This window comes from Crocosphaera chwakensis CCY0110 (assembly GCF_000169335.1).
In the GTDB taxonomy this organism is placed as follows: Bacteria; Cyanobacteriota; Cyanobacteriia; order Cyanobacteriales; family Microcystaceae; genus Crocosphaera; species Crocosphaera chwakensis.
Genome location: NZ_AAXW01000001.1, coordinates 1 through 24,912, shown reverse-complemented (window position 1 = coordinate 24,912; position 24,912 = coordinate 1). Strand labels below are relative to the sequence as shown.

The 24,912-nt window shown below is 34.2% G+C and carries 22 protein-coding genes and 1 other RNA gene; 12 read left to right on the top strand and 11 right to left on the bottom strand.

All coding sequences use genetic code 11. From position 1 onward, the window contains the following. Window positions 1-191: 191 nt before the first annotated feature. The 3 genes from CY0110_RS00120 (at window position 192) to CY0110_RS00110 (ending at window position 3,063) form a co-directional block, all read left to right on the top strand. The gene (locus CY0110_RS00120) at window positions 192-1,226 is read left to right on the top strand and encodes a ribonucleotide-diphosphate reductase subunit beta (protein ID WP_085961780.1); all 1,035 of its coding nucleotides are present in this window, start codon (window positions 192-194) and stop codon (window positions 1,224-1,226) included. 212 nt (window positions 1,227-1,438) lie between these two features. Continuing rightward, window positions 1,439-2,056 carry a Uma2 family endonuclease gene (locus CY0110_RS00115; RefSeq protein WP_035797883.1) on the top strand — a complete coding sequence of 206 codons (618 nt, stop codon included), beginning with the start codon at window positions 1,439-1,441 and terminating at the stop codon, window positions 2,054-2,056. Between the two features lie 113 nt (window positions 2,057-2,169). Then, complete coding sequence (locus CY0110_RS00110) at window positions 2,170-3,063, top strand: AEC family transporter (RefSeq protein WP_008272478.1); 894 nt, start codon at window positions 2,170-2,172, stop codon at window positions 3,061-3,063. A 116-nt stretch (window positions 3,064-3,179) separates the two neighbouring features. On the opposite strand, the gene CY0110_RS00105 is transcribed toward CY0110_RS00110, so the two are convergent. Beyond that, window positions 3,180-3,635, bottom strand: a complete 456-nt coding sequence (locus tag CY0110_RS00105) for a hypothetical protein (protein ID WP_008272477.1) — start codon at window positions 3,633-3,635, stop codon at window positions 3,180-3,182. Between the two features lie 359 nt (window positions 3,636-3,994). On the opposite strand from CY0110_RS00105, the gene cobS reads away from it, so the two are divergent. Further along, on the top strand, window positions 3,995-4,777 hold the full coding sequence (cobS, locus tag CY0110_RS00100) for an adenosylcobinamide-GDP ribazoletransferase (protein ID WP_008272476.1): 783 nt from the start codon (window positions 3,995-3,997) through the stop codon (window positions 4,775-4,777). Here cobS and CY0110_RS00095 read toward each other — a convergent pair. After that, a complete protein-coding gene (locus CY0110_RS00095) occupies window positions 4,757-5,215 on the bottom strand; it encodes a PPC domain-containing protein (protein ID WP_008272475.1) in 459 nt (152 codons plus the stop codon). The genes cobS and CY0110_RS00095 overlap by 21 nt on opposite strands. Window positions 5,216-5,387: 172 nt before the next feature. On the opposite strand from CY0110_RS00095, the gene CY0110_RS00090 reads away from it, so the two are divergent. After that, window positions 5,388-6,584, top strand: a complete 1,197-nt coding sequence (locus CY0110_RS00090) for an AAA family ATPase (RefSeq protein ID WP_008272474.1) — start codon at window positions 5,388-5,390, stop codon at window positions 6,582-6,584. Between the two features lie 76 nt (window positions 6,585-6,660). Here CY0110_RS00090 and CY0110_RS00085 read toward each other — a convergent pair whose 3' ends face one another. Beyond that, a complete protein-coding gene (locus CY0110_RS00085) occupies window positions 6,661-6,990 on the bottom strand; it encodes a hypothetical protein (protein ID WP_008272473.1) in 330 nt (109 codons plus the stop codon). Window positions 6,991-7,094: 104 nt separating this feature from the next. Then, window positions 7,095-8,054, bottom strand: coding sequence for an orange carotenoid-binding protein (locus CY0110_RS00080; protein WP_008272472.1), 960 nt, complete (start codon window positions 8,052-8,054; stop codon window positions 7,095-7,097). Between the two features lie 778 nt (window positions 8,055-8,832). Between CY0110_RS00080 and CY0110_RS00075 the strand changes: the two genes are divergently transcribed. Next, entirely contained in the window at window positions 8,833-9,831 is a 999-nt protein-coding gene (locus CY0110_RS00075; protein ID WP_008272471.1) for an AAA family ATPase, read from the top strand. 179 nt (window positions 9,832-10,010) lie between these two features. Here the strand turns inward: CY0110_RS00075 and CY0110_RS00070 are convergent, their stop codons facing one another. Further along, window positions 10,011-10,925: a S1 RNA-binding domain-containing protein gene (locus tag CY0110_RS00070; RefSeq protein ID WP_008272469.1), complete on the bottom strand. Its 915-nt coding sequence runs from the start codon at window positions 10,923-10,925 to the stop codon at window positions 10,011-10,013. 369 nt (window positions 10,926-11,294) lie between these two features. Here CY0110_RS00070 and CY0110_RS00065 point away from each other — a divergent pair, with 369 nt between their 5' ends. After that, on the top strand, window positions 11,295-13,082 hold the full coding sequence (locus CY0110_RS00065) for a fatty acyl-AMP ligase (protein ID WP_008272468.1): 1,788 nt from the start codon (window positions 11,295-11,297) through the stop codon (window positions 13,080-13,082). Between the two features lie 220 nt (window positions 13,083-13,302). After that, on the top strand, window positions 13,303-14,040 hold the full coding sequence (locus tag CY0110_RS00060; protein WP_008272467.1) for a nuclease-related domain-containing protein: 738 nt from the start codon (window positions 13,303-13,305) through the stop codon (window positions 14,038-14,040). 82 nt (window positions 14,041-14,122) lie between these two features. On the opposite strand, the gene CY0110_RS00055 is transcribed toward CY0110_RS00060, so the two are convergent. Beyond that, window positions 14,123-14,965 carry a COP23 domain-containing protein gene (locus CY0110_RS00055; RefSeq protein ID WP_008272466.1) on the bottom strand — a complete coding sequence of 281 codons (843 nt, stop codon included), beginning with the start codon at window positions 14,963-14,965 and terminating at the stop codon, window positions 14,123-14,125. Between the two features lie 342 nt (window positions 14,966-15,307). Between CY0110_RS00055 and CY0110_RS00050 the strand changes: the two genes are divergently transcribed. Then, window positions 15,308-15,868: a Uma2 family endonuclease gene (locus tag CY0110_RS00050; protein WP_008272465.1), complete on the top strand. Its 561-nt coding sequence runs from the start codon at window positions 15,308-15,310 to the stop codon at window positions 15,866-15,868. A gap of 28 nt (window positions 15,869-15,896) precedes the next feature. Here the strand turns inward: CY0110_RS00050 and CY0110_RS00045 are convergent, their stop codons facing one another. The 4 genes from CY0110_RS00045 to hemB all read right to left on the bottom strand — a co-directional run bounded on the left by CY0110_RS00045 (window position 15,897) and on the right by hemB (window position 19,455). Beyond that, window positions 15,897-16,538, bottom strand: coding sequence for a hypothetical protein (locus tag CY0110_RS00045; protein ID WP_008272464.1), 642 nt, complete (start codon window positions 16,536-16,538; stop codon window positions 15,897-15,899). A gap of 2 nt (window positions 16,539-16,540) precedes the next feature. After that, a complete protein-coding gene (locus CY0110_RS00040) occupies window positions 16,541-17,992 on the bottom strand; it encodes an AAA family ATPase (RefSeq protein ID WP_008272463.1) in 1,452 nt (483 codons plus the stop codon). 124 nt (window positions 17,993-18,116) lie between these two features. Beyond that, a complete protein-coding gene (locus CY0110_RS00035; protein ID WP_008272462.1) occupies window positions 18,117-18,365 on the bottom strand; it encodes a hypothetical protein in 249 nt (82 codons plus the stop codon). Between the two features lie 103 nt (window positions 18,366-18,468). Continuing rightward, window positions 18,469-19,455, bottom strand: coding sequence for a porphobilinogen synthase (gene hemB / locus CY0110_RS00030; RefSeq protein ID WP_008272461.1), 987 nt, complete (start codon window positions 19,453-19,455; stop codon window positions 18,469-18,471). A gap of 137 nt (window positions 19,456-19,592) precedes the next feature. On the opposite strand from hemB, the gene ssrA reads away from it, so the two are divergent. Next, window positions 19,593-19,980: a transfer-messenger RNA gene (gene ssrA, locus CY0110_RS28230) on the top strand. Between the two features lie 45 nt (window positions 19,981-20,025). Here the strand turns inward: ssrA and CY0110_RS00025 are convergent. Next, the gene (locus tag CY0110_RS00025; RefSeq protein ID WP_008272460.1) at window positions 20,026-20,136 is read right to left on the bottom strand and encodes a hypothetical protein; all 111 of its coding nucleotides are present in this window, start codon (window positions 20,134-20,136) and stop codon (window positions 20,026-20,028) included. 423 nt (window positions 20,137-20,559) lie between these two features. Between CY0110_RS00025 and CY0110_RS00020 the strand changes: the two genes are divergently transcribed. After that, a complete protein-coding gene (locus tag CY0110_RS00020) occupies window positions 20,560-21,666 on the top strand; it encodes an ATP-dependent 6-phosphofructokinase (RefSeq protein ID WP_008272459.1) in 1,107 nt (368 codons plus the stop codon). A gap of 597 nt (window positions 21,667-22,263) precedes the next feature. Beyond that, window positions 22,264-24,912: restriction endonuclease subunit M (locus tag CY0110_RS00010; RefSeq protein WP_008272457.1), on the top strand; the 2,649-nt coding region annotated here is incomplete at its 3' end.

The following is a 24,912-nucleotide window of genomic DNA, read 5'->3' as shown; positions in this document are numbered from 1 at the left end:
GAAGGCGGATGAATTATAAAAAAGTCTCCCCTTTTTACCTTTTTCTTGTGCGAATAACTATAATATTGATAACTTTATTGATTTTTTCTTTAAAAAAACCTTGTAATCTAAGCAATAGAAAAAAATCTTATATAATTAAGTGACGTACATTGATTTTTAAGTTACAAATGCCTGTCACTAATCAAACAAAAATGTCCATTAATCCTATCTTTAATCCAGGAGGAGATGATGCGATTGAAAACCGTTCTATTTGGTTTGGTAATACAACAAATTTAATGCAATTAAATGATGTTCGTTATGCCTGGGCTGTTGGTTTGTATCAACAAATGAGAGAAAACTTTTGGATACCTCAAAGGTTAGACGTTACTCAGGATGTGACAGATTACGCTAATTTAACGGACGATGAACGGTACGCTTATGATGGAATTTTATCATATCTTACTTTTTTAGATTCTGTTCAAACTTGTAATATTCCTCACCTAAAAAGTAGTATTACTGCCCCAGAAATTAGTCTATGTATGGCAGAACAAATTTCTCAAGAAGGAATGCACAACCAAAGTTATCAATATCTCATTGAAACTATTATTCCTCCAGAAAGAAGAACTCAAGTTTATGAATTTTGGCGAACAGATACAGTTTTAAAAGATCGTTGCGAATTTATCGCTAAATTGTATCAAAAGTATATTGATGATCCAACTTCAGAGAACTATTTTATTGCTTTGATGGCTGACTTTTTATTAGAAGGACTTTATTTTTATAATGGCTTTATTTACTTCTATAATTTAGCCTCTCGGATGTTAATGCCAGGTTCAGCAGACATTTTTAAAATGATTAACCGAGACGAATTAAGTCACGTTAGATTGTATCAAAAATTGATTCCAGAAGCAAGAAAAGTCTTTCCTCATTCTGTTGAACAAATTTATGAAATGTTTGACATGGCCGTTAATTATGAATGCCGTTGGACAAATCATATTGTCGGTAATAATATTTTGGGAATTACTGAATCGAGTACGGAAAAATATACAAAGTATTTAGCTAATATTCGATTACGTTCCATCGGGTTAGAACCGCTTTATCCTGAACCAAAATACAATAAGAGTCCTTACACTCATTTAGAACGTTTTTCTGATACTAAAAAAGAAGCTCATACTAAGGCTAATTTCTTTGAAGCTACTGTTACCAGTTATGTTATGTCTTCTGGAGTAACAGGATGGGATGAAATTTAGTTTCTATTAAACATAATTTTGATTTTGTAGGGTGGGCAAGGGTTTTAAGTTTGTAATAATTGTAGATACATTCTTGACTTACCCTCCTGACCTTTATCAATTATTGACTCAAGTTTATTCTTTTAGTCTTCTTGAAAAAATAAAATTACTGTGTGATCGCCAATTTTGTAAGTTAGGTGGTCGAAATTCAACCCAAAAAGTTAATATTTACTATGATTAAGACATTAACAAAACCAATTACATTTGATGATTTTATTGCCCAATATCCCAACATTGGAGGACGCTATGAACTACATGATGGAATAATTGTTGAAATGCCTAAACCTAAAGGACAACATTCAACAGTAACCGGTTTTCTGATCGAAGAATTGATCCTCACAATTATTCAAATGGGTAAACGGGGAATATGGACAATTCCAAGAGAGTCAATTGTCAAATCTAGTAATGCTAAATCAGGGTATGAACCCGACATAATTGTTATTGATCAAAAGGCGATCGCTACTGAACCCCGTTGGGCAAGTGAATCAATCATTGAATGTGCCGAATCAGTTAAACTAATAGTCGAAGTCGTCAGCACAAACTGGCGCGATGATTACTTCAAAAAACGGGCAGATTACGAAGAATTAGGGATTGCTGAATATTGGATTGTTGACTACGCAGCATTAGGAGGCCGAAACTTTTTGGGCAATCCTAAAGAACCCAAGCTGTCAATTTATCAATTAATTGATGGGGAATATCAAGTCCAACAATTTAGTGGCGATGATATTATCATTTCCCCAACATTTTCAGCCTTTCATCAAACAGCTAATCAAATCTTTCAAGCTGGTTAAGATTAATCAAAAGTAAAATTACGTCCTACAAGAGATGATTTTATCAACATTATTAGGAAGCAACCTAAAATAATAGAAGGTATTTTATTATTAGCGATTAGGAGAAAAAATAAATGACTGTTTTATTGCCTGCTATTATTCCTGTTGCTTTTATTATTATTATTGGAGTCATTGCTGGCAGAACATTAAAAATTCAGAAACAAACTTTATCCCAATTAATTGTTTATATTTTAGCCCCTGCGTTAGTAGCTGATAGTTTATATACAACCACTATCTCCGCACAAAATGCAGCACAATTATTATTAGGTGTGTTTATTATTGCTTTTATTCTTTACTTATTAGTTTCAATTATTAGTTCTATTTTAAAATTTCCTTCTATTACTCGCAAAAGTTTAATTGCAACTGCGTTACATCCTAATAACGGTAATATGGGATTACCTTTGGTAGATTTTGCGTTAGGAGCAGCTGGTTTAGAAAGGGCAATTATTTATATGATTGGTTCGAGTATTTTATTATTTGGTATTGCGCCAGCAATTCTAGCAGGAAAGAGTCTAAAACACAGTTTAATGGTAACGTTTAAATTACCTTTGATGTGGGCAATGTTAGCAGGATTAATCTTAAGGATTCTTCAAATTGAGCTTCCTTTTAATCTAGGAGAAGCTCTACACTTATTAGGGAGGGCTGCCATTCCTGTTGCTTTATTAATCTTAGGAATGGAGTTAGTCACAACACAATTTAAAGTCACTAAATTTGAAATAATTTCTCTTAATTTTAGACTAATTTTAGCTCCTTTGGTTGCTTTATTAGTAGGGAAATTAATCCAGTTAAATCCCCTAGATTTACAAGTTTTCATTTTACAAAGTGCCATGCCAACCGCAGTTAATACAGTAGTTTTAGCCACAGAATTCGGAGGGGAATCCCTCAAAGTTGCTCGTACCATTGTCATCACAACTTTGCTTAGTTTTTTTACATTACCTTTTGTTTTATGGATTGCCGAACAAGTATAATTAATTGATTAGTTAGAAAACAATTTACTTTTAAGAATATTTTTATAGAATAATAGGACTTCCACCGTTATTCTAGTAGAAGCCCTCTATAAAAGAAGAAATTTTGAGTAAATACCCTAAAAAGGACAGTCATCCTCATCATCTAACTGCATATCCCATTTGGCTGCTAAAACTTGAGTTACCATAGCTTCTAAAGCGTTAGCATCAAGGTTAGAATCATTATCAGGAATAGGAGAAGAATAGGTAATGGGAATTAACCGTAAACAACGACGATCCTGAATCAAATCAAAATACGCTTCTTGCTTTTGCGATCGCTGAAGTTGTAAATAATCGAAGCTTTGAACATTGAGATACAAAGAGCGATTAACGACAATAGTAGCTTGACTAGGATCATTAAACACTTCAACGATCCATCCCTCCCCTTCGCTTTCTATATTTCCATCGAGGGTATGAATATAACGAACCCTTCCGAGATCGTTGAGAATACGTTTCATGTCCTCAGCATTAACAATAATCCCAAAATCAATGATACAAGGGGCTGGGAACGGGTGTGAGGGGTGATGGTGACTCATAAGAAATTGCCTGAAAGCACGACGATTGGTAGTCAGTCTAGAGACTGTAGGAGTGGAAAGATAAAGCCTGAAGAAGCTTTTCTCTCATAGGAGCAGAGAAACAATTGTGAGAGACGACTTTTAAACCAATGCTATCGGACATTTTTGGTGTGCTGTCCTGTAGCATGACTAGATTAGATAAAATTAGGCATTTAGGTTAAGGCAAGACCAAAATTAGCCAAGCGTTTGAGAATACCCTTAGCCAGTTGCCATCTAACATCATGTTACCGCAATATTCCCTAAGCATTTCTCAAAGCCTTAGGAGAAAGTGGTTAATTTGGGGATCTTAAATTTTCTATACATATCTAGTTAAATATTCAATGTTCCATACAATTTATAATAACTTGATAAATTTTTTTACATCCTTCTTAGGAGCGATTACTTTTTATACTATTATTCCTTTACCTAATCAGTGGACAAAAAGTTTTCAATCTATCGCTCGTTGGTCTCCGATTATTGGTTTAGGAATTGGAGGATTATTAAGCATAATCGATAGGTTATTAAACTTGATAGGATTTCCTATAACTGTCAGCAGTGCTTTAATTATTAGTTTAGGTATTTATATTACCGGCGGATTACATTTAGATGGAGTCCTTGATAGTGCTGATGGTTTAGCTGTTACCGATCCTGAAAAACGCATAGAAGTGATGAGCGACAGCGTTACAGGGGCTTTCGGGGTTATGGCCGGCATAATTGTCATTTTACTCAAAATCGTCGCATTGAGTGCCATTGTTGACCATCGTGCTTGGGTTTTCATGATGGTTGCTGGTTGGGGACGATGGGGACAAGTGAGTGCGATCGCCTTTTACCCCTATCTTAAACCCACAGGAAAAGGAGCCTTTCATAAACAATATCTCAAAGTTCCTCAAGATTTACTAGGGGGGTTAGTTAGTTTATGGGGAATGACAGGGGTATTCATCGCATTTAACCCTGAATTATGGCAGTTAGGGTTGAGGGTAACAGGGATGGGAATGGCGATCGCCTTAGGGGTGGGTGCTTGGTTTAATCGTCGGTTTGGGGGTCATACCGGAGACACCTATGGAGCTGTTGTCGAATGGACTGAGACTTTTATCTTCTGTCTATTATCGATCCACAGGCCGTAAACGAGTGACTTTAAGGTTAAAGTTACCTCCCCCTGTTTCACCAAACGCACGCACACGAATAATATAGCGGCCAGTTTCGGTGATACGGGAAAATAACAAGGAATTGGTACTACCATCAGGCCCGTCATCATTTTCAGCAATGGTTGCACCGTCGGCCCCCAATAATAACACCACACTATCAAATTCATCAGAAGTCAGATCGATCGCCACTTGATCGCCTTTTTCTAAATCTATTTCATAATCCTTAGCAAACCCACCTTCTCCTGTCGGAATATCTTGCTCAGAGAGACGATCAGCAATTGCTCCATTCGATTTAATGGGAATGGGATTATAAATAGCTTGTTGTCCTCGTACTGGAAAAGCAGTTAGGCCCAACATTAAGGAAAATAAAGCGGTCATTAAAGAACGATAGGAGACTTTACCACACAAATAGGTCATTTTATGAACAATACTTACACACACTCCCGTATAGTCTATCGAATGTCTAGGGATTGGGGTGAAACTTAAGGAAAAATCAAGTAAAAATTCAGGAAATTTTTATGATTAATAATCATGATAATCTTAAGTTAAGGAATATTTAGGAGAAATTCAATATTTTGGAGTTAAATAAATGTCAGATTTTCCCAATTATAGCGATCACATTAAGCAAGACTTAGAAAAACTCAAACAACAAGAACAGGAAAAAAAGTCTAAACGCCAACAAGAAATGGAACGAGATCGCCGTTTAGTTCAACAAGAAGAAGAATATCAATTACTTCAAAAAAAACATCGGGAATTAGAAAGAGAAAAGGCTAAGTTAAGAGCAGAAATTAAACGCAGACAAGAACTCCAAGCAGAAAAAGAAAGAATTCAACAAGAAACATTTAATAGAGAAGAAAGACGAAAACAACAAATTCACTCTGATCGAAAAAGAGTGAGAAAACAAGAGTTTCAAAGAAAATCATCATCCCCTTCTTATTCTCCTAGTTATTCTTCTGCACCTCATGCTACAGTTGAAGACCAATTAAAAGAATTAGATAAACTGATTGGTTTGAATCATTTAAAAGATGAAGTTCGTCAATATATCAATTTCCTTAAAATTCAAAAGTTGCGAGAAAAGCAAGGTTTACAACCTATTCCTATTACGTTACATTCCGTGTTTTGTGGTTCTCCCGGAACGGGTAAAACAACGGTAGCAAGATTAATGGGGCAAATTTATCAACAATTAGGGATTCTTAAAAAAGGTCATTTAATTGAAACGGATAGATCGGGAATGGTAGCTGGATATGTCGGACAAACAGCACAAAGAGTTGATGAATTAGTTCATTCTGCTTTAGATGGGGTTTTATTTATTGATGAAGCTTATACCTTAAAACCTGTTGATCCTGGTAATGATTTCGGTCAAGAAGCTATTGATATGTTATTAAAAAGAATGGAAGATTATCGTGACAGAGTAGTAGTTATTGTGGCAGGTTATGGTGACGAAATGACTCGCTTTGTTAATTCCAATCCTGGATTAAAATCTCGTTTTAGTCGTTATTTTTATTTTGAAGATTATACTCCACAAGAATTATTAGCTATTTTTAATATTTTCTGCAATCAACATCGTTACACTTTAACTGAAGCTGCAAAAGAAGTATTATTAACACGATTTAAAGAATTATATGATCATCGTGATAAAAGTTTTGGTAATGGTAGATTAGTCAGAAATATATTTGAAAAGAGCATTGAAAAACAAGCTAATCGTTTAGTTAAGATTCCTGATGTTACCACTTATACCATGCAGCAAATCTTACCCGAAGATATTGCTTTAATGGTTAATAGTTAAAAATGTCTAAACCTTGTAGGGTGGGCATTGCCCACCTTACCGTAATGTAAATGGCAACCTTCAAAATAATTCAGCCTTATGACATCTTTGTTAGAGCAGCCACTTTAGCTTTTGTCGACGGGGTTAAATCGGTTAATTCATCAAGGGTTAACCATTTTTCTTTAACCAACTGAGCTAACACAAAAACTGATGCAGACTCTCTAAAGTCATACTTACCATCAATATTGTATCGTTTACTGCTCAGATAATCGTTTAAAGCCCAAATTTCGTCAATATGATTAACTTGACTAGCTTTTTGGTTAATTTCAGCTATGAGGGCTTCTGTTTCTCTAGCATAAGCTTTTGTTAATGCTTCGTAAGCAATTTTTTGATCAGTCTGTGACCATTCTTGAGTGTTCGTTTTCATATCGGAGTTTTCAATTCATTAGAATACGCTCTAACCAGTAGAGCGTATCTATCGTATTAATTGTGGTTTTACTATCTTTAAAAATATAGCAAAAATCCGACTGATTAGCGAGCTAAGTTCAATAGCTCTTTAGGAGACGCAAGTAAATCAATGGCCACAAAGAAAATTTTACCTTCAGGATTGAGTAAAAATCGCCAAGCGATATTCATACCAACACCACCACCAAACCAGGGGGTTTGACAGGTTCCTGTCACTTTAATTTGAGTGAAACCATCTTCTGCTGGTTCACTTACCCCTTGTTTGGGAATTAATTGGAGATTTTGACATTCTTCACGGAAGAAACGTAAGACGTTTTCTTTACCGATAATAGGTCTGCGGAACGGAGGTTGTAAGGCTCCATCTTCGGTAAATAATGCGATTAAAGCATCAAAATCATTAGCGTTCAGATTATTCATGTAGTTAAGGATAGTTGAATTATCAATCCCTTCAATTTTCACCTGAGTCCGTTGTGACATTTCTTTGGGGGGAGCAACGGGTTCTGTTACCTTTTGGAAATTGCTCATTTTGCTGGGATCATAACCCATATCTACCACACAGTTGCGGAGAACAGTAATTTGTTGACCCGGTTCTAAACCTGTAATGGTTACGAGGACAGAATTAGCATTGGCTGAAAGCTTATAACCTTTAGGGATAGGCGCAACTTTACCCTCTTCCATTAATTTTCCGAGTTCGTACCAAAAACCAAGCTTGATATTAGGACTCCAAGTGGCATAAGTCCGACTGATGGGGGTATCAGCACGGTTGGCTAAGTCACACATGGCCTGACTTTGCTCTAAAGGAGTCATGTTGATAATCTCTTTAATAGTCCCTTCAGCAAACTGCATATTTGCTGCACCAGGCGCAGCAACAGTGATATTTTTACCCATCTCTAAGTAAGCAAACCAAATCAGTGCCAGTTGGTCTTCAGCACTGAGTTGCTCGAATCTAGCGATAGTTGCAGGAACCGCATCAGCAGCTAAGGTATTCGGAAAAATGTTGCGGGCCGAATCTATAGAAAAAGGCATATCTATCCTTCCGTTTGCTAAGTTTTTTTGGCAGACTAACTTTAATTAAGTCAGTCATACTATTAATCAATGTATCATAAATATGAAGTTTTATTTAATTTTTTTAATCCATGACTATTTAAAAGATTTAGTAGATCAAGCGTGTTACTTTGTTGCCCTGAGTAAAGATAAAAGAGATGATTATCTATCAATTAATTACTCTTAACTTAAGGTTAAGTATTTTCTATTGTTTTGTTTATTTGCAAGACTTTTATGAGAATACTAAATCTTATGTCTCACTACTATGTAGCACAATCTTATGGATTGTAATACATAATTCTTTGATTACCTATTTATTTTTTAGATATTGAATAATTGAATTTTTGTTCTTCAATAAAATCAAAAAATTGTAGGGTAAGTGATGCACATAAAAATTTTTGAGTAACCATTTTTTAAAAATTAGCATTACCTATCATATATTTGTTTCAATTACTAGAGTATCATACAATTTTATAGCGTTTAAGTGTTATTGACTTTTACTTAAATATTTTTTCCTATTTTGTTAATTTTTTAGTATGGTATGGGAATAATAATCTTATGTCTTGAGATAGTATGTAAAACAATCTTCTAGATTATAATATAGCACGACCTATTATGAGTAGGATATTAAGGAGATTTCTTGTTTCCTCGGAATGACAATTAAACAGATAAATCATGTCCTAACTCATTTTTGTACTGCTATAAATGCTTATCTTGACATTAACCTATTACTTATTTTTCTCTAGATGAGGTGTTTAATATGGATTTTGATAAAGATTATCGTGCTATGGTAGAAGAAGATAGAAAAAACTTATCTAGTTATCATGCACATCCTGATTCGATAGATTATGAATTAGAACAATTAAAAAAAGAAGTTAATCAAAATTCTATCAATAATAGTTCTAACTCAAATAACACAATAAAGAATAATTCGGATAATAATAACGAAATAGAAACTATTTTAAAAGATTTAAACGAATTAATTGGACTGAATAGTTTAAAAGATGAAGTACAAGAATATGTAAACTTTATTAAAATTCAAAACCTAAGAAAACAACAAGGATTATCGGGTATTCCTATCACCTTACATTCCGTTTTTTGTGGTTCTCCAGGAACAGGAAAAACAACCGTAGCAAGATTAATGGGTAAAATTTATAAAGAATTAGGAATACTAAAAAAAGGCCATTTAATTGAAACAGATAGATCAGGAATGGTTGCAGGATATATCGGACATACAGCAAAACAAGTCGATGAAGTAGTAGAATCTGCTTTAGATGGGGTATTATTTATTGACGAAGCTTATACCCTAAAACCTGTCGATTCTGGTAATGATTTTGGTCAAGAAGCCATTGATACATTACTAAAGAGAATGGAAGATAACCGAGATAGATTAGTGGTTATTGTGGCAGGATATGGTGAAGAAATGAACCGCTTTATTGACTCAAACCCTGGCCTACAATCTCGCTTTACTCGTTATTTTAACTTTGAAGATTATACCCCGAAAGAATTATTATTAATTTTCCAAAGTATTTCTAATAAACATCACTACCATTTACATAAAGAAGCAGAAGAAAAACTCTTATTGCAATTCCAGGAATTATATAATAATCGTAATAAAAGTTTTGGTAATGGTCGATTAGTTAGGAATATTTTTGAAAAAACAATAGCAAAACAAGCGAATCGATTAGCAAAAATATCCAATCTTGATAATAATATGATGCAAGAAATTTTACCTGAAGATATTTATGTAGGAAAATAATCGATAATTCTTTGCTAGAATTATTAAAATTCTAATCATTCAGATAAGATGTCTCCAACCGCTATTACTAAAAGAATAACAACCATTGATGAAGCCGAAAAACAATTTAATTTAGTCCGAACTGCTGATATTAATTTTTTCTCTTCCCCTAATCAGTCTTAGAAAAGGGGAGAAAGATTTTAACTTTGTTCTTCTTTTTCCATTGCTTCTTTTGCTTTGTCTACCCTTGCATCAGCGGTCTTCATCACTTCATCAAACTTTTCCATCATTTCACCAGGATAATTCTCTAAAATTTTAGTGGATAAAGCAATCCGATTTTTATACTCATCAATACTTAAAATCATTACTTTAATATCTTGATTATATTTGAAGATATGGTTCAAATCATCGACACGGGAACCACTAACTTGAGTAATATGTAATAATCCGGAAACCCCTTCAAAATCAACAAAAACGCCATAAGGTTGAATTCTGGAGACTTTTCCACTGACTAATTGACCGGCTTCTAGTTTATCCATTCTCGCTGCTGCGATCGCTTTACGTTGGGAAAGAACTAATTTATTAGTCGAAGGGTTCACTTCTAGAAACGTAGCGGTTAACATTTGTCCTACTAAAGCGTTTAAATCCTCTTTTTCTAAAAGATGCGATCGCGGAATAAATCCTTGTAATCCTTCTACTTCACCAACCACTCCCCCTTTATTGGTTCGAGTGACGCGCATTTGTACAGAATGACCCATTTCAGCGATTTCTCCTACATTTTCCCAGGCTTCTTTTAGTTGTAGTTGACGACGGGACAGTTTAACTTGTCCATCGGCGTTTTGTTCACTGGTAACGAGAAATTCTCTTTCTTCATCGAGGGGTAAAATTTCTGCTAGATTAGGACGAGACTGTAAATCAACTTCATTGATGGGAACAAACCCGGCTGATTTACCGCCAATATCAACAAAAGCCCCTTCATCGGTATGTTGTATCACTTTCCCCCGAATAACTTGCCCTTTTTCGCATTTATAATCATACTGATCAAGGGCTTTGGTGAAGTCATCCATAGAAAAAGAAATTTGAGAACCCTTGGGGGAAGCGGAGTCTGAAGTCATGATCGTTAAAGATAAGTAAAGACTGATAAGGACTCAAAAATGTGAGTCCATTATTAATTATAACGTGGAGAGTTCTCTGATAACTGTTTGAAACATTAATCCTCAATCCTCTCTATCAAATTAATTATTATTTATCCTTCTTTCTTTACTCCATTTCACTAAAAAAAGCTCTATTTTTCTTTTAAATCTTAATATTTAATTGATTCTATAATTTTTATTTTACCATGTTCATCTCCGTAATCTTTTGGGTATATTATCAAGAGAAACTATTAACTGGGGGAAAACAAGAAATTTAGCAATTTCTATTAGGCAAAATTATCGAATTTTTTGCAGTAATTACACAACACTATCCAATCTTAATAATCAACTATGAATTTTTCAAGTCGTTCTTATAGTACCCCTTCTAAAGTCAAAAATTTACAGCCATTTCCAACTTTATTAGATATTTTGGCTTATCAAGTCCAGCATCAATCGGAAAAAACGGGTTATATTTTCTTAGAAGATGGGGAAACCGAATCGAGTCGTTTAACCTACCAAGAATTAGAGACACAAGCAAAAGCGATCGCAGCAACCCTTCAATCTTGCACCCAAATCGGCGATCGCGCTTTATTGTTATATCATCCTGGTCCAGAATTTCTCATAGGCTTTTTTGCCTGTCTCTACGCTGGTGTTATTGCTGTCCCTGTTTATCCCTCTCATTCCCGTCATAATCTTAGCAGATTAGCCTCAATTATCTCAGATGCTCAAGTTAACATTGTTTTAACTACTGAGTCTCTCTTTAATAACCTTGAGAATCACTGGATTAAACAACCTGCTTTTAATCATCTGAAATGGTTAACCACTGAAACTATTAACCGTGACTTAGCATCACAATGGATCAAGTCAGAGATAAGCAAAGATACCATCGCCTTTTTACAGTACACATCAGGATCAACCGGAAATCCGAAAGGCGTGATGGTAAGTCATGACAACCTCTTAAACAATGAACGATTGCTGGAAATGGCCTTAGGTCATTCTGACAAAACGGTGGTTGCTGGTTGGTTACCTCTATTTCATGTTATTGGACTGGTAGGTAATATTATTCAACCATTATATTTAGGGGTTCCCTCTATTTTGATGTCTCCTAATGCTTTTATACAAAAGCCAATTCGTTGGTTAGAAGTCATTAGTCGTTATGGAGTTACCACCAGTGGTGGACCGAATTTTGCCTATGACTTCTGTGTACGGAAAATTACCCCAGAACAATGTTCAGACATTAATCTCAAAAGTTGGACAGTGGCCTTTAATGGGGGTGAGTTGGTTCGTGCAGACACTTTAGAACAGTTTACCGAAAAATTTGCTCCTTATGGCTTTCGTCCCCAAGCTTTTTATCCTTGTTATGGCATGGCAGAAACCACTTTATTTGTCTCTGGAGGCTTAAAAACGGGTCTTCCTGTAGTTCATAAAGTGAATTCTGATGCTTTACAACAAAATGTTATTGAATTAGAACAAAATGATCAGGTTAAGACTCAGAAATTAGTGGGATGTGGACAAACCTTTTTTGACAAAATTATTATTGTTGATCCCGAAACTAAGACTCGTTGTCAACCGAACCAAGTGGGAGAAATTTGGATAGGAGGGGTAAGTGTAGCACAAGGGTATTGGAATGATTCAGAATTGACAAAAAGAACCTTTGATGCTTATTTAGCCGACGGAAAAGAAGGGCCATTTTTACGCACAGGGGACTTAGGATTTTTCCAATGGGGAGAATTGTATATTACGGGTCGTATCCAGGATATGATTATTATGGACGGTCGCTATTATTATCCTCAAGATATAGAATCAACGGTTGAAACGAGTCATCCTGCGTTACGAATAGGTGCAAACGCTGCTTTTTCTGTAGCGACTGAAGAAGGCGAAAAATTAGTCATTGTTCAAGAATTAAAACGTACCTATCTACGTCATCTTGATGTTAATGAAGTGGTGACAGCTATGAATGAAGTTGTTACTAAAAAACATCAACTATCGACTCATAGCATTGTACTATTAAAAACTGCCAGTATTCCCAAAACTCCCAGTGGTAAAATTCAGCGTTACGCTTGTAAAGAAGGTTTTCTAGATAGTACCTTAAATACAGTAGGAGTCTGGACTAATAATGTTATCACAGTAGGAAATTAATTTGATGAAAAATAGCTTCTATATCTCTTCTATTTAAAATGACAAAGGAGACATAGAAGCTATCTAAAAAATGTTTTTGTTGCGATGAAATTACTTTTAATATTTTAGGTTTTATTCCTCAATCCAATCTATAAGATTAACGATCATTGTGGCCTATAACCAGAAAAATGTTGGTTTGACATAGTTATTCGCAATTAACTAAAAGTTAGTATCAAAAATCATGAAAATATTGAAGCAATCGCCACTACTTAAAGAATACTTTGATAAACAAGTTCACCAAAAAGTGACGGCTAAACGCCAAGCTGTAAATGAGAACTGGGGAGGTGGAATTTTAGGAGCCGTTGGTGCTGGATTATTTCAGTTTGAGCAAATGAAAAATAAAATTAAAGGAGAGATTGGAGAAAATTTAGTATCGATGTTAGCTATATCTTTACCCGAACATTGGATTATGCTTAAAAATGCACTAATTCCTACTACTAAGGGTAAACTAACAGAAATTGATCTACTATTAATTGGTGAACCAGGTGTTTTCTTGATAGAAGTAAAAACTTGGAAAGGTTCATGGACTGCCTATAGAGATAACTGGAAACGAAGAGAAGGGACAAAATGGATTCCTATCGAAAATAGTCCTACACAACAAAGTTTATATCATCAAAAAATGTTTCAGCAATGGCTTAATTATTCTCTATCAGGATTTAACAGGGACTTGGTAGTAGCTCCAGTAATTTTTCCAGTGGCAAAATGGCTGGCAAAATGGCTAAAAGCAAAAGAATGCTCTGTTCCGGTTTGTCATGGTTTAGCTGAACTTAGACAACTATTAACCCACAAAGAAAATCAGTTAACTTTAGAACAAATACAGCAAATTGCTACACTAATTGTTGAACTAAAAATTCCTTTTTTTCCTATCCCAAAAAAGCCGTTGAAAAAACCTGCACCTATTTTGCGAAAACGAGATTAGCCAAGAAAAGTTCACTGTATTTTGCTATGAGATAAAATTATTTATGTCCCCAAGATAAATCATCTTGAGGACTATTTTTATCCTATCGAAAGAGATTAGGGTTTAAGGTACGAGAATTAGAAGGGCGACTGTTAGAATTAGTCGGAGTTTTTTCTAATTTTTCTCCTGTTCCTCCATCTGTCGGGGCCAAGAAAGGACGTAAGTTAATGCCACTAGAACGAGTAGAGGAAGGTTTTCCAATTTGTGGAACGGTTCCGTTAAGGAGTTGGCCCAGTGGGTTAGTGATACCACTACCTCCCGTAAAAGCGTTAACCCCTTGGGTATATTGTCCTTCTTCTGCTGCGACTAGGGTTTGAAAGATTTGATTACGGGTAACTTCTGGATTTTTTCCAGGAGGAACTGTTAAAACAATACGACAACGGGGATCAACTTCTGTGGTGACGCAAATAGTATCATAACTATTTTCTCGACCGTTTTTTAATTCTAAGAGTCCGTCGGGTCGATACATCTCTAACCGTCGACTGATTTCATTACAACGACGTTCTGCTGTCCAACCATCTCCCATATTACTCGGAATAGCCCAAGGATAAGGTTGCATTCCCTGAGACTGAGGACGATACATAACCTTATACTGTCCGTCGTGATATTGACAATCAAAACGAGTATCACTAGAACTGGTATTTACTGGAGGAGGTGGGGGAGTGGTTTGGGGGTTAGAATCAATAATGATGTCGTCAGGACTCTGTTGCGCTACATTATAATCATAATCTTGAGGGTCAGAAGTGCGATAATTTCTATAATCTCTGAGAAAATCAACTAAGGGATTAGCATTTGCTGATGAAGCAGAAAAGAGAATCATCAATCCTAAACCATATCCTGTTCTTTTGACTACGTTTTTCATGTGGTTAGATAATTGTTTTTTCATAGCGTTTATGTTCCGTTAATGAATTTAAGTATGATGACGATATTGATGTCCAACTGTTTCTACTTTAAAGGGAATAACAACAGGATTGAGCAACAAACATGACAGTTTTTTTAGTGAACAATTGAATTCTACTTGTTTCTACTTCTTTCTAATTTCTTCTACTTTCTTTATCTATCTACTCTACTATTTTCAATTTGTAATACTACTTGAGATGTTCACATTATAGACTATTTATCATTGACTAAGTATCTTTAGCTGTCATTCCGAGGAACGAGGAATCTCTTTAACATCCTAACTATAATTGGTAGTGCTATATTATATCAATTAGTAAATCTTGGTATTATGCAATCTTTAACTCGAACCTCTCTAACTATAGATGAATTTCTCTCATCTCCTCTTGCTAACGAAAATTATGAATTTTTTAACGGAGAATTAACACAAAAAATGTCACCGAAACGTTCTCATTCTCGTGTTCAAAGCCAATTATTGATACTTTTGAATGATTGGAGTGAAAATAGAGGAGAAGTGGATATAGGATGGGCTGTGAGGTTAAAAAGAGACGGAAAAGATTGGTGTCCTATTCCTGATTTATTATATGTTTTTTTTGCAAAGTTGGGTAATATTACATTAGAAGATGATGCTTGTCCTATTCCTCCTGATTTAGTTATTGAAGTTATTTCTCAGGGTCAATCTTTTGGTGATTTAAGTGAGAAAGCAGAAGCATATTTAAAAGCAGGAGTTGATAGAGTTTGGTTAATTGATACACAAGTTAAAAAAATTACTATTTTTTATCCCGACTCACCTCCAGAAACAAAACAGGGTAATGATAGTTTAGAAGATAATATCTTACCTAATTTAAGTTTAAAACCTCAATTTATTTTTGAAAAAGCAGGATTAATTTAGTTATATTTTATTGAGTAAGATTAAACATCTAATTGTCTAAGATATCATTAATATTTACTTTAATTTTAGCTCCTTGTTGAGCTTCAAACTTAGAAATTTCACGGTAAATACCATAGAAATCTAATTCAAATCCATTTTTGGGGTTCTTTTTAGTTTGAACTCCTACTAATCTTACTGGTTGTGTTATATTTCTTGCTTTACTATTTTGTTTTGTCTGTGTATGAAACAATAAATACTTATAATCTGGTTTATATTCTTGTAGATAAAAACTGTTTAAAATATTGATGAGATAATCTATAAACAAGGTTGAATTTTGATATTGTACTAAATAATCACTAGGAGTAAGTCTATCAGATTTAAGTTCGCAGAAAAAAATATAATTTTTGTTTTCTATTTGGGTGAAGATTACACCATCACAAACTTTATTAATGTTTTTTTGTTCAGAGTCAAAGTATTTACAAATTGGTTGATCATCTTTCTTGTTTCCTTCTAATGTAAAACCATAAGTGTGTTCTGCAAAAAGTCCAGTTATTTCTACTGTTTTTAGTTTTGTATCTTTTTGAGTTTCCTTGATAATTATACTACTATTTTCAATGTTACTAGAGTTAATAGAAAGCTCATATTTGGGTAGAATGATTTGTTTTAATGAGTCAATAATCATAAACATCATATTTATATATCTATGTTATCTATCACCTCATAATATGCTTCATCATAAAAATCAGTCATGTTGATAATTTCATCATCAAAGGTAGGAACTTCAATTCCTAATGGTGTTATTTTCGCAGGGTTTAATGTGTTATTTTCAGCAATATAAACCCTAACTTTATCGGGTTCTAAAATATCTTCGTTACTATATTCATATTCTTCCATTAACTCTAATTTTTTTTCAAAGTCATTCTTTAATATAATTAAGTTGTTCAATTCTTTAATTAAATAATCACTATGGGTTGTCATCAATAATTTTAGTCCAGATTTTGTTAATCTTGTGAACAGTTTCGCTAGTTTTCTTTGATTTTCGGGATGTAAGTTAAGTTCGGGTTCATCAATAATTAATATATCTCCAGGTTTAGCAAGGTGTTTTAAATAAAAATATAAATTCATTAATGATTTAACGGTTGATGATGCTGCATATAAAGGAATTTCTCTGGGTTGATTATCTTCTATAAACTTAAAAGACATAGAATAATCAGTTACACTGTAATCACCTCCTATTACATCTATTAATAAATCTATTATTTCAGGATTATTTTTAGCTAATTCTCCTGTTCTTTTACTAATTCTATCTAAATCTCTCACAAAATTGATTTCATCTTGAACTGGTTTAGAATATCGAGAAATTCTCCCATCAAAAATTTCTTTGAAATCAAAAGGTATATTTTGATAGACTTTATTTTTCATCATATCTATCATTAGATTTTTATTTATATCAAGTTCTTTATAAAATAATGAAACTCCTGTTCTTTCTGAAGTAATAATGAAAGGATTCAGAAAATATGACTCTGCAATTTTAATTTCTAGGTTTATATTAATGAATAATTTGATGGTAGTTTTATTTATATCTTCTTTTGCTTTTTCTAAAGCTTCTTTTAGAGGATATTTTTCTAATCCATCTGTTTTCAATATATCTGGTGATAACAATTTATCTGGGAATAAAATTATTTTTAGAATATTCTTTTTTTCATCATTACTGACAATTAACATTAATTTTTCTTCTTGATTTACTGAATAGAATCTTGTTTCTTGTTTAATATTTTTTTCAAAATCATTCAATGATAAACTATCTATATTAGCAATAAAATTAGCTTTTTTTAGTAACTTTTCATTGATATTAAAAATCCTCGACAAATAATTAGAGTAAGACCTTGAAAATTTAGATATAGAATTAATCAGTTTATTCTTATACTCAGATAAATCTATTTGTACAATCCCTTGTTCTAAAAGCTGATTTATATCATCTTCTATTTCAAAATCTAGATTAGATTGCCAATTATTGAAAAATCCATAAATAGCATAATTCACATAAGTTTTGCCTGTATTATTTTTACCGCAGATAATCGTTAAATCTCCTAACTCAATTTCAGCTTGTTTAATATACCCTAGATTAGAAATTTCAAATTTCATATTATCCGTCCATAAACTACTATCAAATATGATAAACTTAATTAGCGTAAGTTTAACTAAGGTCTAAGATTTCCACCTCGAATTAACCAAACAATTAAACCACTGACAGAAGCAGTAATACCTATCACAACGATTTGCTTCCAGTTCTTTCATTCTCCTCTTTTTCTGCTAAATCTGGTATTTTTTGAACTAAAGGTTGTTGCGCTTGTAAAGTTGATTCTATTTTCCCTACATTAATTCTTAAATCAGTTAATTGAGTTTCGACAACCCCTAATCTTTGTTTCATCTCATTTTGATTTTTTTCTAGTTCATCAAACCGACTATTAATTAAGTCTTTTAAATCTCTAAGATCATTCTCTGTAATGGTTGACATCGTTTAAATTCCTATCAGTTACTCTTACAATAATAATATCCCCTAATTTTCACTAGGGGATAACTTGATCTTAATACTTAATCAATGGACAAACAATAATTAACTAACTTTCCTGTAACCAACGAGCTGCATCTTTGGCATGATAAGTTAAGATTAAATCAGCACCAGCACGTTTGAAACTGGTTAAAGTTTCTAACGTAACTTTTTTCTCATCGATCCAACCCTTTAAAGCAGCAGCTTTCACCATAGAATATTCCCCCGAAACATTGTAAGCAGCAACAGGAAGATCGGTCATTTCCTTGACCCGCCAAATAATATCCATGTAAGATAAAGCAGGTTTAACCATCAACATATCAGCACCCTCTGCAATGTCGAGATCCACCTCTTTTAACGCTTCTCTGGCATTTCCAGGGTCCATCTGATAAGTACGGCGATCGCCAAATTGAGGTGCAGAGTCCGCAGCATCTCGAAATGGTCCATAATAAGCTGAAGCATACTTGGCCGCATAGGATAAGATAGGAATATGGTTAAATCCAGCCTCGTCTAAACCTTCTCGAATGGCTTGGACAAAACCATCCATCATCCCCGAAGGTGCAATTATATCGGCCCCTGCTTTAGCCTGAGAAACAGCCGTTTTCTTCAATAATTCTAAGGTAGGATCATTTAATACCCTTCCTGTTAAGTCACCCACTTCTAAATAACCGCAGTGACCATGACTGGTATACTCACATAAACAAGTGTCGACAATGACCACTAGATCAGGAATGGCTTTTTTTACTGCTGTGGCCGCTTGTTGCACAATACCATGATCATGCCATGCACCAGTCGCTTCTGTGTCCTTATCTTCAGGAATACCAAATAAAATGATAGCAGGAATACCAAGATCATAGACTTCTTTTGCTTCATCGACTATCTTATCAATAGATAGCTGATAAACTCCTGGCATAGAAACCACTTCTTTCGCTACACTACTACCAGGAACCGCAAATAAAGGGTAAATTAGATCATTAGTAGTAACAATGGTTTCACGTACCATGCGACGGAGTTGACCATTTTGACGCAAACGACGAGGACGGTTAATAGGAAACATAAGCATCAATACATAATGACTAGCTTAATTACTGTACAGCGATCGCCCTCCCTTCATGGCAAAATCAAGTCAATGCTCAATGATTTGTAACGTTGTCAAAATTGAGAATTTTGTCTACAATGTATATATCAACACATGGGGCCGCAACGGCTTCGACAGGTTGGCGAAATCCGAACTGTGATACAAGCCGAGAGTGAGTCGTCTCTCGCAAATCAAAGGCTCAAAAAAAATAGTAACTGCGAATAACATCGTAAGCTTCAAGCGCGTAGCAGTAGCTGCGTAGAACTCTCTCATAGAGTCGCTTACCTTTGATCTGACTCCGTTAAGGATTTAGAGGTACCAACCCCAACGGATGCACTTAATAGCTACCTCTGGTTAGCTGTTGAGTCAAGACTATACCAGAGCATCCCACCGTTCGGGATAAGGAACGGTTCCCGCCTTGAGGATAAGAAAGGATAAGCTTGTGAATGAGCAGTAGGTCAATACCCAGTCTGGACAGCAGTTCGACTCTGCTCGGCTCCACTTAAATAATTAATAAGGGGTAATCAATAGTTATCCCTTATTAATTATTTAATCCATTTTAGAAGCATACCAAAAAGCCCAAAAAACAAGGGCAGCAAATAAAGATGTACCGAGGGCGATCGCTAAATTATGAAATGCTTGAGAGTCAATAAGAGTCATTAGGTTATAGAGGTGAGAGACGTTACTGAAAGCTTGGCATAAGCCTAAATAATAAAGATAATAAGTATGTCTTGAATGGATAGAAGATAAAAGTAAATGTTGACTTACTATTAATAAAAAGACATAGCAACACAAATCTATCATATCATTAATAATCTAAATTATCTAGATAAGAATCATTAATAAAATATTCATAAATAATATGTGATTAATAACAATTACAAAACTTCACCTCTTATGAGGTTACTTGTGTGATCAATGGTTGACTTCTAGAAAAATTGTAAATAAACCTTGAATATCTTTAAGCATTAATTAAGTTAGATTTAATATTGTTTTCAACATATTATATTTTTCTTAAGATTTATCAATTTATAGCGTTGATCACTAAAAATAAAGGGGATTTGAGTTATGAAATAAATAGAAATGGGTGAGAAAAAACGCATCGGAATTCTTACCAGTGGTGGGGACTGCGCTGGATTAAATGCCGTTATTCGTGCAGTGGTATATCATGGGGTAGGAACCTATAACTGGGAAGTGATTGGCATCAAAGAAGCGACTCATGGATTAATGAGTGATCCGCCTAAGTTTATCCAATTTCACCTAGAGACATTAGATAATTTGAAGTTAGATATATTGGATAATTTATTGTTAATGGGAGGTACGATCTTAGGAACGACCAATAAAGGGAATCCCTTTGCTTTCCCCATGAGTGACGGAACCTTCCGCGATCGCTCCTCAGACATCATTAACGGTTATCATAAGTTAGGATTAGATGCGTTAATCGGCATTGGAGGAGACGGCAGTTTAGCTATATTACGCCGTTTGGCACAACAGGGAGGCATTAACCTAGTGGGTATTCCCAAAACCATCGATAACGATGTCGGTGCAACAGAAGTCTCCATCGGGTTTGATACCGCCACCAACATCGCCACAGAAGCCCTTGATCGTCTTCATTTTACCGCAGCCAGCCATAACCGCGTCATGGTTTTAGAAGTAATGGGACGAGATGCAGGACATATTGCCTTAGCTGCTGGTATTGCAGGGGGTGCAGATGTCATCCTTATTCCTGAAATTCCCTATAAAATAGACAAAGTTTGCCAGAAAATCCGCACTAGACAGGCAAAAGGTAAAAATTTTTGTTTAGTTATGGTATCCGAAGCAGTACGAACGGAAGTCGGGGAACAAGTCAGTCATATACAGCAACTAGGGGAAGATCGTTTAGGGGGTATTGGCAAGTATATCGCCGAACAAATAGGGGCTAAAACCGGGGCAGAAACCCGTGTAACTGTCCTTGGCCATATTCAACGGGGGGGGATACCTTCTCCGATGGATCGCCTTTTGGGGTCAGCTTTTGGGGTGGCTGCGGTTGATTTAATTGCTCAAGGAAAATTTGATCAGATGGTTGCATGGAAAAATCGAGAGATTGTCAGTGTTCCCATTGCTGAAGCGATCAAAACCTATCGTACAGTTGACCCGGAAGAAACGTTAGTCAAAACGGCGAGAGGGTTAGGTATTTGTTTGGGAGATTAAGGTTATTAACTGATTCAAAGGATCAGGTTGTGCAACGATAAGGATAGGTTAGGGGTTTAACAGGAGTTGAACCCTTATTTTTATTCTGTTCCCTAAATAAGCAAAAACTCCGACGGGACTACCCGCGGAGATCAAAATGGTTATGTTATATAATTACATAAATCTCAAAGAAAATACTCTGTCTTTAAGGAGATTTAATATTTTGCATTGTAGTATAAAAAAACTTAACATCAATCTTAAGCCAAAGCATCGGAAAGAGGTGATAAGCAACTTCTGAGTTATTGTAGGGTGTTAAAGCGGTCAGTTTTGCTTTACTTTGGGTAGCAGACTCGTTTTTGTCTTTGTCTTTGTCTAGATGTCTAAACTGTGGCAAGAACTTCAAGATTCCTGCTTTGTGAAAGTTGGGAGAATGCGATCAGTGTTTTTGTTCTTTTAGAAAGATTAAGAGTTTTTAAAGATTATTTTCTATTACAAAATTAGATGAAAATTTTGGTAAAATTAAAGGCTGTGTCAAGTAAGTCAAGAATGCTGATATAAAATTGACGACTTTCATGATCATCCATATTAATTGGTAGCTACATCAATGAGGGTTTTGTTGTGAATGATTGGAAAATCATAATTGAGACTAAACTCAAATCACGCAACAATACTGTTGCAAGGATAAATCTTGAAAAGAAGAAGGTTAGCTATTCTGACAGAATTAAGCATAATAGAATTTTAAAGTCTCTCACAGGTGATGAAGAAATAGTAAGAGCATTTCTCATTGATCGTTTAGTGAATGAACTCGATTATAAGCTAGAAAGTATTGAAACAGAAAAAGAATATACTATTAGAGGAGGACGTAGTAAGATTAATCCAAGAATTGATCTTTTGGTTAAAGACGATCAAAATAACCCTTTCTTTGTTATTGAAGTTAAAGCACCTGATAAATTTGAGGAAGATAAAATTAACATTGAAGGACAACTTTTTGCTCTTGCTGAAGCTGAAGAACGTGAGTTCAACACTAAAGTGAAATACCTCGTTTATTACACTGCTGAAATGCAAGATGAGGACATTATTGATAGAGCTATAATTATTGACTTTGGTCAATATAAAACATACACGAATTGGGAGAATGATGGTTTTATTTCAATTGGCTCAGAGTTAACCCCAGGTTATGGAAAACCCAAAAAACAACCTTTAGTTAAAGGTGATCACAAAAATGATCTAAGAGTTCGCATCAATCGTGAAGAAATCACAGGATTAGCAAGAAACTTACATAACATTCTTTGGGGTGGTGGTGGAACAAATGACAGCGAAATTTTTTATTCTCTTGTTAACATTATTTTAGCTAAAATACAAGATGAATCAGAAAAGGAAGATGGACAAGAATATGATTTTCAAGTTTATCAATATGGTAATAATATTGAAAATCAAGACAAAGTCTATGAGCGAATTAACTCCTTATATAGACGTGCATTAAAAGAACAGCTTAATATTTCATCATACCAAAATGCTAATGATGAAAATGTTATCAATCGTAATAAATTTCCAGTTAACAAATTAGTTTATACAGTTCAGCAATTGGAAACATTTTCTTTTTTAGAAGGTCGTAGTTCTCTTGATGGTAAAGATATTTTAGGTGATTTCTTTGAAAGTATTACCCGTGATGGGTTTAAGCAAACTAAAGGACAATTTTTTACCCCAACCCCCATTGTTAATTTTTTACTATATGCTTTGCAGATTGATAATTTGGCTATAGAAAAATTAAATAATGATAAAGAATTACCATTTATCATTGATCCTTCTGCTGGCAGTGGAACATTTTTAGTAGAAGCAATGAAGATAATTACGAAAGAATTGAAATATAAACAACATGGTCAAATAAAATCCAGTCGAGGAGTAAAAGATCGTTTTGAAGAATTGTTTATGCCTGATCGTAAAGAGAATAAATGGGCAAGAGAATATTTATATGCTTGTGAACTCAACTTTGATTTAGGAACTGCTTCAAAAGTCAATATGATTTTACATGGAGATGGTTCAACCAATATTTTTGTACAAGATGGTTTATTGCCTTTTCGTTACTATATTAAAGAAACAAAACCCAATTATTTAGAAACTGTAAGTTCAGATATTTTATACAATGATAAAGAAGTCAATGCCAAATTTGATGTTGTTATTACAAATCCTCCTTTTAGTGTAGATTTAGATAGACAAACTCAACGGGAAGTTAAAAATATTTTTCTTTTTGGAGATAGGAAGAACTCGGAAAACTTATTTATTGAACGCTACTATCAATTATTAAAAGAGGGTGGTCGTTTAGGAGTAATATTACCTGAAAGCGTTTTTGACACTACTGAAAATAAATATATTCGTTTATTCCTTTTTAAATATTTCCAAATCAAAGCTGTTATCAGCCTTCCTAAAATTGTATTTGAGCCTTTTACATCAACTAAAACCAGTTTACTGTTTGCACAGAAAAAAACAAAATTAGAGGTAGAAAAATGGAATGAGCTTTGGCATCAATACGGTAGAGAATGGAGCTTACTCAACACTAGAATAAAAGACTATAATTCATATTTTATTGAAGAAAAATCAGTTAATAAAAAGTGGGCAGCAGATGTGGTTAAGGACATTGAAGAAAATAATATTGAAAACATTTTAAAGAATATTAAGCGATTTTTAAAAGACTATGTAATGCCAGAAGATGATCAACTCAAAATCAAAGAGTTACTAAGTAAATATAGTGATGAAATTGCCAATCTTTCAAAATATGATAAAAAAGAGACTAATGTTTTTGGTTTTTATAATTCTTGGTGGGTATTCGGTGAAGTTACAAAAAGTAGTGAAATAGACTATTCTATTTTCATGGCAGAAGCAGAAAATGTCGGTTATAAACGCACTAAAAAAGGAGTGAACCCGATGCCAAATGATCTGTATGATCTTGAATATGCACCAACTAAGCTTGATTGTCAAAGAGTATTGCATAAATATGATGAAGATATTAAAAATATTGAAGATAAAAAAGTAGAAACTGAACAAGAAAAAATTACTCTAGAGGATAAGAATAAGATTAAAGCAAATGCTAATAGACAAAAGAAAATTGATAAACTTCTTAATGATATAGAGGATTATTCTCAAAAATTAATTGATTTGGAAGCTGAAAAAAATGAAGTAAAAGATATTTTGATCAGATATTATGAAAACAATATCTTAAAATCAGAATATTCGGAGCGAACAGATACAATTTTGATAAATCATTTTAAG